Genomic DNA, 13,685 nt, shown 5'->3' with positions numbered 1-13,685 from the left:
CGCTCCGGCTCCCGCTCGGTCCCGAGCATGCACGCGGCCGCGGCCGGCCACCAACCCCGACCTCAATAACTCTGCGCCGCCTATTCCTTGTCGCTCGGCGAGGAGAATTCCCGGGGCCGGCATTGCCGGGGTGCGGACGGCTGAAGGGACGCGGGTCAGTCGGGCAGGAGGGAGCGCAGGCGCCTGTTCTCCCGCTCCAGTTCGACGAGGCGGGTGCTCATCAGGCGGACGGCCTGCTCGGTCTCCTCCGCCGAGTAGCGGCGGGTGATGTGCTGCGGGCAGTTCCAGGCGATGCCCTCCACCCGGATCTCCAGCAGCCGCTCCACACGCCCCGCCGTGCGTACCGTGCCGAGCCGTTCGGCGAGCCGGGGGTACTCCTCGGCCGACCGGGTCGCCGCCAGGCCGAAGAGCTTCAGCCGCGCGGGGCGCGTGTAGTCCATGAAGAAGAGCGCGACGCGGCTTCGCGCCCGCACATTCCCGGTGGTGATGTACTGCCGGTTCCCGCGGACGTCGGCGAAGGCCAGCGTCCGCTCGTCCAGCACGTGCACGAAGCCGGGCGGGCCGCCACGGTGCTGGATGTACGGCCAGCCGTCCTCGCTCACGCTGCCCAGGTAGAACCCGTCCCGGTCCTCGATGAACTCCTTCTCCGCCGGCCCCATCAGGTCGGGTCCGGCGGGCCCGGAGAGCGCGCGGCCGGCGGCCCGGGTGCTGCCCTGTTCCTCCTGCACGCGGCGCACGCTGTCGGTGTAGGCCAGGTGTGCGAAGCGACTCACCGGTTCCCCTCCTCCGGAGGTGCGGTACCGATCGGTACCGTTTTCAAAACGGTACCGATCGGGCCCGAATCGCGTCAAGGCCCCTTACACTGGCCGCATGGCGACACAAGCGCGTGAGCGACTCCTCCAGGGCGCCGAGGAGCTCTTCTACAAGGAGGGCATCCAGGCCGTCGGCGTGGAACGCCTGCTGGAGGCCACCGGAGCCGGACGCGCCTCCTTCTACCGGCACTTCGCCAGCAAGGACGAGCTGGTGCACGCCGTCCTGGAGCGCCGCGACGCGCAGTGGCACGACTGGCTGGAGGAGGCGGTGGCCTCCCACGGCGGCGGGCCGCTCGCCGTCTTCGACGCCCTGGCGGAATCCGCCGAGTCCGGGGGCTTCCGCGGCTGCGCCTTCATCAACGCCATGGCGGAGGCCGCCGATCCGCACGGCGAGATCTTCCGCCTCGCAAACGCGCACAAGGGCAAGGTGACGGACTTCTTCGACCGCCTCCTGAAGGAGGCCGGCCACCCCCGGCACCGCGAACTGGCCGAGCAGTTCATCCTGCTCCTGGACGGCGCCTCGGTCACCGCGATGCGCGAACGCGGCGGCGGCGCGGCCCGACGCGCCCGCGCCGTGGCCGAACGCCTCCTGGACTAGAGCCCGGAAGCCCCGGATTCGTGCGGGCGACGCCCCGATCATGCGCCGTTCCGCACCTCACCCCCAACGCCGACTTCAACAACTCGCGGCCCCCTCGCATTCTTTGCCACGCATTTGCCTTTACCGGACCGCCCCGCTCCGGCGCCGGAATTGTTGCGCGGATTTGGACGTACGGTTAAGTTCGGCGAACCGGCGACGATGACTTGCGGAAGTAATCGTCTCCTGCCGCTTCGCCACCCGGAAATCCGGAAGATCCTCACTATGTTCTGGCGGCATGGGCACGCACATCCCCGAGGGGGACGCAGTCATGGCCGCACCTGGCGCCACCGCACCCACCCGACCGCACGAGGCGAGGCACACCCCCGTTTCCGCCTTCGTGCGCCGGATATTCGGATATCTGCCACGCGCCGACCAGCAGCGCACGGCGGAGACCTATCTCAGAGGACTGCTGTCCGCGCCGGGACGGAAAACCGTCCGGCAGATGGCACAAACCCTCTGCCCCGCCTCGCCCAACACCTCCCAGTCGCTCCAGCAGTTCATCTCCTCCAGCCCCTGGGACTGGCTGCCAGCCTGCGCCGGACTCGCCCTCCTCGCGGCGGAAAACCGCCCCGTCGAGGCGTGGACGAGCAGCATGGTGGTGGTGGAGAAACGCGGGGAACACACCGTCGGAGTGCACCGGCGTTACGTTCCCGACGCCGGACGCACTCTCAACTGCCAGGTCGGCATCGGCCTGTTCGTGGTCTCCGGCACCGCATGCGTCCCCGTCGCCTGGCGGCTGGTCATGGACGAGAAGTGGTTCGGCGAGGAACAGCGGGAACGGGCCCGCATACCCGACTCCGCGCACTACCGGTCCGCGCCCGCGCACCTGCTGGAGATGGTGGACTGGCTCGCCCGGCTGCGGATCTCCCACCCCGTCCCGCTCGTGGTGACCCGCCCCCTGAGCGCCGACGCCCGCCCCGTCGCGGACCGGCTCAGCGAGCGCGGCCTGCCCTTCGTCCTGGCCGTCCACCCCGGCCAGCCCGTCACCCACGCCTCACCGACCCGCCCCGACGCCCCCCAACAGCCCCTCGCCGCCCACCGGTTGACGTCCCCCGCGGGCGAGCCCCGGACGGTGACCCTGGGCCCCCGCGGCGCCCTGTCCACCCCGGTACGGCTCCCCGGCGCGCGCCGGGCGCCGCGTACCTACCTGCTCGTCACCGAGCACGCCACCGGCGGCCACTGGCTCACCAACCTCCCCGCGCACCGCCTGGACGAGGTCCTCGACCACATCGGCCGCTCCGCCCTCACCTCCGCCACGGTGCGGACCCTGGAACAGGACTTCGGCCTCCTCGACTTCCAGGGCCGCTCCTTCCCCGGCTGGCACCACCACACCACCATGGCCTCGGCCGCCTACCACTACCGCCACCTCCACACCCCACCCCACGGGACACCGGCCCCGGGAGCGGTACTGGAGGGCCTGGCCCGCTGACGGAAGCCCGGCGGCCGAAGCCGGGGCGCTACCCCGTCATCGCCGAGAGGCGGCTGTTCCGCTGGACCCGGGCGAGACGCTGCACCTCCTGGTAGAAGGGGTGGCTCTCCGGCACGTTCCAGGAGTGCAGGAACACCAGAAGCTGGGTCAGGACGGTGTCGAACTCCACCAGAGTGGCGCTGTCCGCCATCTCCTCGTGGGCGATCTCCATGAGCTCCGTGTGCCGCTCCTCGCCGATCTCGGCCTTCAGCTGCTCCTTGAAGCTCATGACGTACCCGGCCAGACGCGTGGGCCTGACCATGTAGTCGAGCTTGTTGTCGAGCAGCATGTGCTGCCGGCCGGTGACCATGTCGTCGGTGACGAGTGACTTCAGATGCCGGACCTGGCCGGCGCGCTCCTTCGCGAGGTGCAGCATCTCCTGCTTGCCGAGCCCCTGCCGGCACAGCAGCAGGATGGACGTGTTGCGGTAGCTCTCACCGGCGGCGACGTGCGTCAGTTCATGGGCGAGGGCACCCAGGCGCTCGACCCTGCCCTCCGGCGGGCCCAGCTCGTTCTTCATCCGGTAGTCGCCGGGCCCCGCCTTCGTGGTCCCCGGTGTGCCCTGGCTCAGCGTGACCATCTCCCGCAGGCTCGTCACCTCGGTGAGGATGTCCCTGGTCAGCCTCGGCAGGGTGGGGTCCTGGGCCATCCTCACCAGCGCTTCCATCTCCCGGCGGTGCGCGCCCTTGAGGACGGCGTCGGCTTCCTCGGCGCCGGGTCCCCCCGCCCGCACGGTGTCCAGCAGATTGCCCAGGCGCCGGGTGAGTTCGCCGGTCACGTGGTTGAGGAGCCGGGACAGGTCAGAACCGACCACGGCGGACTGGGCGTGCGGCAGGACGTGGTCGTACAGGTCGGTGAGCCGGACCAGTTCCGCCACCCCCGTCGCGTCCGGCACCCCGCTGAGCCCCGCGTAGACCATGTGCTCCGTGACCGCCTCCTCGCGGAGCGCGCGCACGGCCAGGGTCTGCTCCGGCTTCAGGTCCTTGGCGAGGGCCGCGTCGGCGGCGGCCCGGATCTGCTCCAGGGCGGCGGCGCACCGCGCGTGCTCGGCCATCGGGGCACCCATGTCCGGGATTCCCGGATACTTGTCCAACAGGTTGTCCAGCGCCTTGAGTTCCTTGCCGCGACTGCGCAACTGGGAGGTCTTGCCCGGCCGTCGACTCTGCTCCTTGAACTCCGCGGCCGAGGTCAGACGTGCCACGGTCACCGGCCCGGGACGCGTCGGCCCTCCGCCGTGGTGCCCCACCGGACCGGCGCGGTCCGGGGCCGGACCCGCCATGGCCCGGGCTGCGTTGGCCTCCGCCTCGCGCTCGAAGCGGTCCGCGGGGTCGGAGACCTTCAGCCCCGAACCGTCGTCGCTGCCCGTGACCGGCCCCTGCCGCTGCTGGATCACATGCGTCAGCTCGTGCGCGAGGGTGTGCTTGTCCCCACCGCCGTCGCCGAGGACGACATGGCTGCCGGAGGTGTACGCGCGGGCCCCGATCCCCGCCGCGGAGGACCGCGCCGCGCTGTCGTCGTGGATACGGACGTCGGAGAAGTCCGCCCCGAGCCGCCCCTCCATCTCGGCCCGCCGCGCACCGTCGAGCGGCCGCCCGGGCCCGGCGAGCACATCCCGCACCGCCGCCCCCTCCGCCCGCTCCGGAGCGTCGTGCTCGCCGCCCTCCGCATGCCCGGCCCGCCGCAGCAACTGCACGACGGCCGCGTTCCCCACCGCACGCTGCAACCCCGCCAGCCCACCCGGCTTGGCCGCCCCCCGGGAGCCCGCCGCACTCTTCCGCCCCGGCCCCTGCTCCGGCACACGCTGATGAACCACCGGCCACCTCCCCGTAGTCGAGCACCACAACCGCCCACCACAACGGAAACCCCCACCCCGAGCAAGGCCGGAACGCGCTGTCCCGGGGGCACAGGGGGTGCCCGAGAGGGCACGTGCCGACCTCATCTCGATGAGCTCCCCGAGCATGTCCCGTGCGGGAGGAGGCCAGTTGCCCAACGGTCTCGGCATCATGCCGTCGCAGCCCTGCCGACGTCCGCGGGCACCTCATCGATAGGACTTCGGTGGGGTCGCCTTCCACGCTCGGTCGAGGGAATCGTCCCAAGCTCCGTCTCGGTCGAAGCTGGCAGCCCGGCAACCACGAGACATGGGCGCCGCGGCACTATGGCGCCAGTGAGCGTTCCCGATTCGGGCAACTGCGTGGCCGCAGTGCCGGCAGACCGCGTGCTCCATCAGCTCGTCAGCCAGTCGCTCGAACTGCGCGGTACGGTCCACGACCTCTTCGTTGATGCCCCGCAGCACCTCCTCGGCACGGGAAACCCCCGCGGAAGCGATGATGTCGCGCACGAGCGCCGCCGCTTCGGTGGCGATATCGGCTCGGCGCGCGGCAGCGACAAGGTTCTTCCCAGAGTCGCCCTCGGAGGCGTCCCGCAGTGTCCGCTCGGCCAGTTCCACCGAGGGATGACTCGACGCGGGCGGCACGTCCTCGCCCACCCCGGGCTCCGTCACGCCGTCCCGCAGGCGTCTGCGAGCCACTTCGAACGCCCATGCCTCGGTGGATGCCTTCTTGGCGACATTGAAGTGGGTGCTGGTCGCGGCGTCCATCACCGTGTGGAACTCCTCCATCAGCGCGCCCCATTGGTCGCCACCGGCGAAGTCCTCGGGGCACCAGCCGTAGTGACGCACGAGTTCGTCCCGGACCCGACCGAAATGGTGAAGGCTCTTGCGCACCGGTCCGGACGTGTCGATGCGGAGCCCGACACGTTCCGCCCTGGCCAGCGTCTGGGGGTCCACGCCTTGCCACTTCATATGGCCGTCGCGTTCGCAGGCGTAGTCGACCCAGGACCAGAACGCCTCGGCGTCCGCGACGTCAGGGGCCTCACGGTGGTGGCGCGGGCAGAGGAGGGCAAAGTTGCGCACGTCGTTGGACCCGCCGAGCGACTCCGGAACCACATGGGCCCTCTCCACCGGCGCCTGCCAGCAGATGAGACAGATCGGCTCTTCAAGGCCGAGATAGTCGGCGATGGCCTGGGCCGGAGGCCTGGAGCGGCGTCCGTCGGGGCGACTTTCCCGTTGGCGCACGCGCAACTCGCGATGGTCGTAGGCGTGTTCACGATCCGGGTCTCGGATCTTCAGGACGTCAGGTACGTCCTCACGCTGCGGCTTGGGATTCCTCACGCGGTAGAGCGGCGTGCTGATCTCCGTGAGGTAGGGGCCGAGGAAGTCCAGCAGGAACTCCTGGATGATCTCCAAAGCATCGGCGTCGAAGCCCCCAGCGGCGTTGCGGTGTCCTTGGATGTCGAGGAAGAGGTGGCGCGGGCCACCGGGATTCGTGGCGGCAGCGTGCTTGAGGATCGAGAAGAGGCGAGTGGCGCACTTGGCGAAATCCTCTTCGACCCGCATGTCGTGATACAGGGCGACGCCCCTCGTTGACCCATCGGCCTCCGCCCCCTCGGGTGGGGCTGCCTCGTGCATGGCCCCGGAGCGGGCTAAGCCCAGCCCCGGAGTCGGCTTCTGAGGGCTGTCGTTCATGAGCGCACCGTAGGTGCCGGCACTGACATTCGGTGTTCATAGCGCCGACTCGAGGTGACCCGGCCCGCAAGGGGCCGGGCAGCGGCCAGGGACGACGTCCTGCCCTAGCCGTATCGGCCCGCCACGTCTGGACCCCCTTGGGGACTCGCCCGGCTGTTGGCCACGCAGCTGATCACGCCACGGCCCCAGAAAACAGAAAGGCCCCAGACCAACTGGGGTCTCTGCTGGTGTCCGAGGGGGGACTTGGCCCAATCCCCCACGCATCACCCCGCTGACCACGGTGATCACGCTGGGGTGAGCCGGAGCATGTGGGGAGCCGTGCGCTCTACGTACGGTCGAGGCGCTCCGTGTATGCGTGGCCGCTGGTGCTGTGCACGGTGAGATCGATGCTCTCCGGGGTCGGTGCCCTCAACTCGAAGACCAGGCGGGTTTGTTCCCGGGAGTGCTTCCGGGGCGCCGATCCGGTGGCGGTGGGCGGCCAGGCGACGGGCGACGTACTCCACCCTGTGGAGCGAGATGTCGAGAGTGGCACCATAGGCGACCAACGTGGCGCCTGGTTCAGCGGACATGATCTTGGCAGGCCTGTTCCTACCAGGGGGCTTCACGCCTGGCTACCGCCGAGGTCAACAGCCCCTGGTCGCGAACGTGTTGAGCCGTCCACACTCCATCGCGTCGATCACTTCGCTGAGAGAACCTCACCGCCCGGTCGTAGGTGGTGGGCCTTTTCTGCCCGATCAGGTCGTCAGCCTCTTTCCCGAGCCAGCCCCGGCACGGCCGCGGTTGTCGCCAGGCGCGTGACAGGTCACTCTTCGACGACGCATCGGCGTATCTCTTGCGCACCCTGACGGCTCTGCACTCCTGCTCGGCACGCTCTCCACGGTACGCATGGGCGGCGTGACGGCACGGGCCGAGTCTGGCTGAGGAACTCACGCAGTTGCTCCGCGAGGTCACAGGGCGTAGCACCCTTAACCGGTGAATCGGACGGCTTGCGCCAGGCTTGCCTCCGCGCCGTCCAGGTCCGCGAGGCGAGCGGCCAGAGTGGCCTCCGCCAGCCGGGCGGGTAGCGCGGCGCTGAACTTCAGTCCGTTCAAGGCCTGAGGATCGACCGAGGGCAGACACATCCGATCCGTGACATCTGCGACGGCCTGCTTCCAGGCATCGGGGGTGAGGTCCTCGCGCAGCCGGAGATGCGTGGCGGTGGGCCGCTGGACAGGGTCGGCCACCGTGCTGAGCGTTGCGGCCAGCGTCGCATTGGCTCGCTGGCCGGCCCAGGTCCACCAGCGCACTCCAGTGTCCTTGCCGCCCCGCAGAATCACCGTCCGCTCCGGATGCACCAGCTCCGCGCCGCTCTCCCGGGCTTCGGCGAGTGCCGCCTCCGCACGACGGGTGAGGGTGACCGGAGGTGTCGCGCCGAGCAGGACCTCGCGGGCCCCGCGCGTGAGCTCGTACGAGGTGGCCCGTCCTCCGCCCATACCTCCCCAGCGGGCGCGGCCGCCGCCCTCGACGGGTTCGACGAAGCAGCGGCGACGCCCCCAGTCGATGTAGGTCACCTCCCAGCTGCGGCCGGCGAGCAGCAGCCGCCGTGGGCCCGCTACCTCCTCCGTGAGCAGCGCCGGGTCGGTGGTGCCGATCTCGGTGCGGCCGGCCAGCACGGTGAACTCGGGGGCGGCCGTGAACACCGCCGTGAGATCCATGAAGTGGCGGAATCCGAAGCGCTGTTCGGCCTCGGGGCCGATGAACAGCATCCCGCCGTCCTGGTCGAGGAATCCGTCCTCCACCAGGTGCCGCACGATCGGCTCCGCGGCGGGCCCGAAGGGTGCGAGGCCACCCCACCACTCGGGCCAGAGCCGGTCGCCGACCCGGTGCTCCTGCAGACAGAGCGCAAGGATTTGCTGAGCGGCGATGTGACGTGGCTCGGGCGGGGCGACAACCGGCTCGACCCAGCCACGCGACCACAGGAGGAGCAGGGCGGCGGAGGCGAGCAGGCCGTCCTCGTCGAGGGCGAGGAAGAGGCAGTTGCGGGTGGAACCGGCGCGCCGGCCGGTACGGCCGAGGCGTTGCAGAAACGAGGCCACTGTGCCGGGTGCGTCGATCTGGATAACCCGGTCGAGGTCGCCGACGTCGATGCCGAGTTCGAGGGTGGAAGTGGAGACGATCACGCAGTCGCGGGCCTCCGCGAAAGCCTCCTCAGCCCGTCGCCGCTCGTCCACGGAGAGTGAGGCGTGGGAGAGGAAGGTCCTGACGCCCTTGGCCCGCAGGGACTCGCCGAGCTTTTCCACCTGTCGCCGTGACTCGCAGAAAACGAGGCGCTTCTCCCCCCGGTGCAACGCCGCGATCACCTTGGCCGCGTTCTCCACCGAGCCCACGTAGTCGAGCTGGATGTCGCCGGGCGGCGGGAGAACGGGCTGCTCCTCGCGCAGATGTGGGGCGACGACCGTGGCGGTCCGCCTGCCCCGGCCCGCCCCCTGCAGCCAGCCGAGCAGTTCCTCCGGGTTGCCCACGGTGGCCGAGAGACCGACCCGCTGCACCGGTCGTCCCACCACGCGCTCCAGGCGTTCGAGGACGGCGAGCAGGTGCCAGCCCCGATCGTCCCCGGCGAAGGCGTGCACCTCGTCCACGACGATGGTGCGCAGCCCGGCGAAGAAGGCCTGATGGTCGACGTTGGCGCTGACCAGCATCGCTTCGAGGGATTCGGGGGTGGTCAGCAGGATGTCTGGCCGGGCGGCCAGGATCCGCCTGCGCTTCGGCTGTGACACGTCACCGTGCCACAGGGCTGCTGTCCGGCCCAGCCAGGAGCTGTAGGTTTCCAAGCGCGACAGAAGGTTGTTGAGCAGCGCCTTCAGCGGGCACACGTAAAGGATCGAGGTGCCCGTCCAGCGTTCCCGGTCCATCCGGGAGAGCAGCGGGAAGGAGGCCGCCTCGGTCTTGCCGCCGGCGGTGGGCGCGAGCAGGATCGCGTCCGAGCCGTCGAGCAGCGGGACGATGGACTCCTCCTGCAGCGGCCGCAGGCTCGTCCAGCCGAGAGTGTTGACGATGTGGTGGACCAGGCCGGGGTGGAGCCGGTCGAGCGGCTCGGGTGCGCCCGTCACGATAGATCCAGTTCGATCTCGTCGGCGCTGTCCGCCGCCGCGTTGCGCTCGATGTCGGTCAATTCTGCCGTGCTGACGGTCAGCGCGTAATGGGTGCGCGGGTCGAAGTCCTCGAACTCGTCGACCCGGTCGAGTACGTCCGCGACCAGTTTCCGCAGGAAGAGCCTGGGCGCGATGCCGGCGCGGCCGCCGAGCCGGCCGGTCATCGCGGTGGCCAGTTCGCTGACGTACGCGTCGTCGACGAGTGCGGCGATGCGTTCCGGGTTACGGGCCGAGCCCGCGTACAAGTCCCGTACAGCGCGGCCGAGTTCGCCGAGCCGCTGTAGGTCGAAGCCGGTCAGCCGGAGTTGGACCGCGCGGGGGGAGTCGAAGCGCGGGTCGGTGGAGAAGTCCGTGGCCAGGCGTTGTGCGAGCGGGGGGAGGCGCTGCACTCCCTGCTGGCCGTCGTAGAAGGCGGGGGTGCCGGTCATCACGAGGAAGAGGCCGGGGAAGCGTCCGGAGTCGATCTCGTCGAGGAGCTGGCGCAGGGCGTTGAGCCCCTTTTCGCGTACGTCTCCCCGTACCCGCTGAAGGGTTTCGATCTCGTCGAGAACTACGAGGAGTCCGGGGTGGCCGCAGTCTCTGAGCACGGTGAGCAGGCCCTGGAGGAAGCCGAGGGCGGCGAAGTGGTCGAGGTCGCCGCGCACGCCTGCGGTGCGCCGGGCGGAGGCGGCGACCGACTTCTGGCCGCCGAGCCAGGCGATGACGGCCTCGGCGGTGGCGGTGTCCCCGGCGACAACGGCCTTGCGGTAGCCGCGTAGGGCGGCGGAGAAGGCGGGCGTGGTACGGGCGACCGAGCGCAGCCGTTCCTCCAAGAGGTTCTCTACAGCACCTTCCAACGCCTCGGAGTCTTCGGCGAGTTCGGGGTGGGCCTCGTCCACCTCCTCTTCCAGAGTAAAGAACCAGCCGTCCACGACAGCCCGCAGGGCGCTGGCCGGTTCGGTGGCGGTGGTGAGGCGTTCGGTGAGGCGGCGGTAGACCGTCTCCAGTTTGTGCAGCGGGGTCTCGGTCTCGGAGATCTGGATCTCGGCGGTGGCGAGCCCGGCCCGTTTGGCACGTTCAGCGAGCCAGCGGGCAAAGAAGGTCTTGCCGGAGCCGTACTCACCGCGGATCGCGTGGAAGGCGCCGCTGCCGCTCGCGGTACCTGTGATCCGCTCGTCCAGGGCGGGAGTGAAACGGTTCAGGCCAACCGCGAAGAGGTCGAGCCCGGTCTGCGGTACGGTGCCGCGCCGCAGTGCGTCCAGGACCTCCCGGCGACGGGCCGCGCTCACGCGTGTGGTGGTCATCAGCTGTTCTCCCCTGCAGAGCCTGCCTGGCCAGTGAGTTCGAACTGTTCGCGCAGCATGTCGCGATCCAGGCGGACCCGGGTGCGGGAGTCGACCAGTCCGATGACCTCGTATCCCTCGATGTTGAGCAGCCGGGTGAGCATGGTAACCAGGCCCTCAGGGCGGGTGTGGGTCCGTCCGCCGGAGGCGGTGACGGCTGCTGTGACGGCGGCGAGAGACAAGGTGCCGCCCGCCGCGTCGAGCGCGTCGATGACAGCAGCCACCACCTTGCGATCTGGTGCCTTGCGGACGTATTTGCCTTGGTCCTCGTAGATCTTGGTGGCGACCACCTGCGGACCGAGACCGACCGGCTCGGGGGAGGGGGGTGTGCTCTTCCCTGCAGGTGTCTTGACCGCGTCGTCGGTGAACGGCACGCCCTCCTGCGGCCGCGGCTTCTGCTTGGGAGGCACTGGATTCCGGGCCGGTTCGACCGGAGCGGGGGCACCGGGAGTGCCCTCGCGCGGCTTCCACCACTGAGGCTGTACGGACTCCGCCGACACCTCGCTCCACCCGGCTGGTGCGAACGCGGCCGAGGGGGCGAGGACGAGGACCGGCACGGTCATCTCTGCGAGAGTCGCTCCGCCATGGTAGCCAGCCTTGCGCGGGGTGTACCGGATCCGCTCGTCCCAGGGGACGGTGACCCGGCCGCCGTTCTCCAGGATGCGGGGGCCGGCGAGCTGGACCTCCCCCTCTCCGGGGACCGTGCCGGTGCGCCAACGTGCGGACTCCACGCCTTCGGCGGGCACCGGCCCCTCACCGGGATCGGCCTGGTCCAGCACGTGGCCGTGGTCGGAGACCAGGACCACCGGGCGGCCCTGCCCGCGGGCCGCGTTGAGGAGTTCCGGGAGGTAGGTGATGTCAGCCGCGGACCAGGCGGAGACAGAGCCTTGCTGTCCGTGGTCAAGGCTGTCGTCGATGGCGTTGAGGACCACCGCGACCACGTCGTCCGAGGCGAGGGCGGCGACCAAGCGCGGGTGGAGCAGATGGCCGGGTGGGCCGGGGATATCCGCCTTGTGGAAGAGCGAGGAGTCGAGTCGGTGCCGGTCGCGCCAGAAGGTGGTGAAGCCTTCCTGTTCCACGCTCTGCCCGCCTGAGGTCGGGCGTCCGGAGAGCAGGGTGGCCCGGCTGATCACCGTTACCGAGGGGATCATCGCGACTGCAGCAGCCCGCTGTCCGCCGGCCGCCAGTTCGCTCCAGCGGGCGGCGCTGGTCAGTTCCTCGCCGAGCTGGGCGGCGACCGCGCTGCTCATAGCGTCAAGGACGATCAGGAGTGGGCGGGGCCTGTCCTTCTTCATCGCGAGCGGGGCCACAATCTGTTCGAGGACGTCCTCGATGAGAAGTGCGCCTTCGGAGTGTCCGGCCGTGGCATGGGCGGCCCATGCGGCGAGCTTCGAGGCGAAGGTCTCGTCGAGGGTGCGGCGCCGTCGCTGTGCGGCGTCGTGCAGGTCCTGGTAGGCGCGGGCTAGCGCCGGGGCAGCCTCGGCGTCGCCGGATCGCAGCTGGGTGAGGGCCCGGTCGACCAGGCCCCAGTCGGCCGCTTGCGCACGTACGGCCTGGTCGACGTCGGTCACCTGCGGTTCCGGCTCGTCCAGCCAGCGGGTGAGCCGGACTGCCATCTGTGCGAGTTCGACCCGGTGCGGGGCGAACAGTGCGGCTGTCCGGTGGTCCCGCACGTGCTCCCATGCGGTCTGGGCGGCTTCCGGGCCGGCAGGCAGTGCCTCGGCGAGGAGCCTGAGCCGCGACTGGAAGCTGGAAGGCAGGAAGGGGTTGTCGGCCAGGGCGTCGGTCAGATGAGCGGCGGTGGCGAGCTCGTCGGCCTGGCGAAGCACCTCAAGTACCCGCTGCCGGGCCTTGTCGGCCGAATCGCCGCGGCCGGCGGCTTCGTCGATCCAGCGGGTGAGGGTGCCTTCCACCGCGCGGGCGTAGGCGCGCAATTCGGTGACCTTGGCGCCTGCGGCGCCGAAGAGAGTGCCCAGGGCCATGGCCGCATCAGGGGAGGCGTTGTCCCCGGCGACTGCGGAGGCGAGCACACCGAGCGCGGTGGCTTCGGCGCCGCGTCCGTTCAGTGCAAGGCGAAGAAGCAGCGGGGCAGCGTCGCCAGCGCTCTGCTCCAGCCAGCCGGCGATACCGGACCGTTCGGTCTCCTCAAGCGCGGCGAACTGTTCAGGTCCGCCGGGAGTGCGGGACCAGGCGAGCAGTGCGTCCATGTCGACCGAGCCGCCGCCCTCGAAGACCTCGATAAGGCCGAGGCGGCAGCCGACCAGGGCGCGCATCGCAGCGTCCAGGGTGAGCACGGCCCCGTGCTGCGGCCAGCCCCCGGCGGCCGGTTCGGCCGCGATCAGTGCGGCGGGCAGCCACAGCCAGGGGTCGCGGCGCATCCGTGGGTCCAGGTCGGCGGCACCGAAGAGCTGCTTGACGATGTCGGCCTCGTCCACCTTGATGACGTGCGAGCGCATCATCTCGCCGACCAGGTCGAGCCCGAGCCGGTCGTCGGGGACGTCGGTCGTCACCACGAGGACGTCTCGCCGATTGCCCGTGCCCGTACGACTGCCCGTACTGGAGTCCGTACCACTGTCCGCGAGATGGGCCTGCCAGGCGTCGGTGATGCCGAGCACCGAGGTGCTGTGCACGACCCGGACCGACCGTCGCTCGCCCTCCCCGACGGAGAGGGTGAACTCCTCGGGGCTGCCCGCCGCGTACTTGCCCTGTACCAGAACGAGTCGACGCCCCTTGGCTAGTGGGATGTGGGCGGTGAGCAGTCCGGCGACGACCCGCTGGTCGAGTTCCGGCAC

8 protein-coding genes are annotated in these 13,685 nt (G+C 70.4%); 2 read left to right on the top strand and 6 right to left on the bottom strand.

The features are described 5' to 3' along the window. Positions 1–155 precede the first annotated feature (155 nt). Positions 156–773 (bottom strand): pyridoxamine 5'-phosphate oxidase family protein, encoded by a 618-nt coding sequence (locus HCC30_RS02240; protein ID WP_169440223.1) that lies wholly within the window; start codon positions 771–773, stop codon positions 156–158. 97 nt (positions 774–870) lie between these two features. Here HCC30_RS02240 and HCC30_RS02235 point away from each other — a divergent pair, with 97 nt between their 5' ends. Next, positions 871–1,410, top strand: coding sequence for a TetR/AcrR family transcriptional regulator (locus HCC30_RS02235; RefSeq protein ID WP_169440222.1), 540 nt, complete (start codon positions 871–873; stop codon positions 1,408–1,410). A 274-nt stretch (positions 1,411–1,684) separates the two neighbouring features. After that, positions 1,685–2,878 carry a transposase gene (locus HCC30_RS02230; RefSeq protein ID WP_240979252.1) on the top strand — a complete coding sequence of 398 codons (1,194 nt, stop codon included), beginning with the start codon at positions 1,685–1,687 and terminating at the stop codon, positions 2,876–2,878. A gap of 28 nt (positions 2,879–2,906) precedes the next feature. Here the strand turns inward: HCC30_RS02230 and HCC30_RS02225 are convergent, their stop codons facing one another. The 5 genes from HCC30_RS02225 to pglZ all read right to left on the bottom strand — a co-directional run bounded on the left by HCC30_RS02225 (position 2,907) and on the right by pglZ (position 13,685). Next, entirely contained in the window at positions 2,907–4,640 is a 1,734-nt protein-coding gene (locus HCC30_RS02225; protein ID WP_240979251.1) for a DUF4157 domain-containing protein, read from the bottom strand. 315 nt (positions 4,641–4,955) lie between these two features. Then, a complete protein-coding gene (locus HCC30_RS28180) occupies positions 4,956–6,440 on the bottom strand; it encodes an HNH endonuclease (RefSeq protein ID WP_206323225.1) in 1,485 nt (494 codons plus the stop codon). A gap of 965 nt (positions 6,441–7,405) precedes the next feature. Then, positions 7,406–9,529 carry a DEAD/DEAH box helicase gene (locus tag HCC30_RS02215; protein ID WP_169440220.1) on the bottom strand — a complete coding sequence of 708 codons (2,124 nt, stop codon included), beginning with the start codon at positions 9,527–9,529 and terminating at the stop codon, positions 7,406–7,408. Further along, positions 9,526–10,854: a BREX system ATP-binding protein BrxD gene (gene brxD, locus HCC30_RS02210; RefSeq protein ID WP_169440219.1), complete on the bottom strand. Its 1,329-nt coding sequence runs from the start codon at positions 10,852–10,854 to the stop codon at positions 9,526–9,528. Before brxD ends, HCC30_RS02215 begins: the two co-directional genes overlap by 4 nt. After that, positions 10,854–13,685: a BREX-2 system phosphatase PglZ gene (gene pglZ, locus HCC30_RS02205; protein ID WP_346776459.1), complete on the bottom strand. Its 2,832-nt coding sequence runs from the start codon at positions 13,683–13,685 to the stop codon at positions 10,854–10,856. The genes brxD and pglZ overlap by 1 nt, the downstream gene beginning before the upstream one ends.

Source organism: Streptomyces sp. HNM0574, from assembly GCF_012726235.1.
GTDB lineage: Bacteria > Actinomycetota > Actinomycetes > Streptomycetales > Streptomycetaceae > Streptomyces.
Note: the sequence above shows the minus strand (reverse complement) of the source record. Positions and strands in the feature narration are given on the sequence as shown.

Bases quoted from the DNA above. Each gene is read 5' to 3' on its own strand.
- HCC30_RS02235 (WP_169440222.1), top strand. From the start codon at position 871: ATGGCGACACAAGCGCGTGAGCGACTCCTCCAGGGCGCCGAGGAGCTC.
- HCC30_RS02230 (WP_240979252.1), top strand. From the start codon at position 1,685: ATGGGCACGCACATCCCCGAGGGGGACGCAGTCATGGCCGCACCTGGC.
- HCC30_RS28180 (WP_206323225.1), bottom strand. From the start codon at position 6,440: ATGAACGACAGCCCTCAGAAGCCGACTCCGGGGCTGGGCTTAGCCCGC.
- brxD (WP_169440219.1), bottom strand. From the start codon at position 10,854: ATGACCACCACACGCGTGAGCGCGGCCCGTCGCCGGGAGGTCCTGGAC.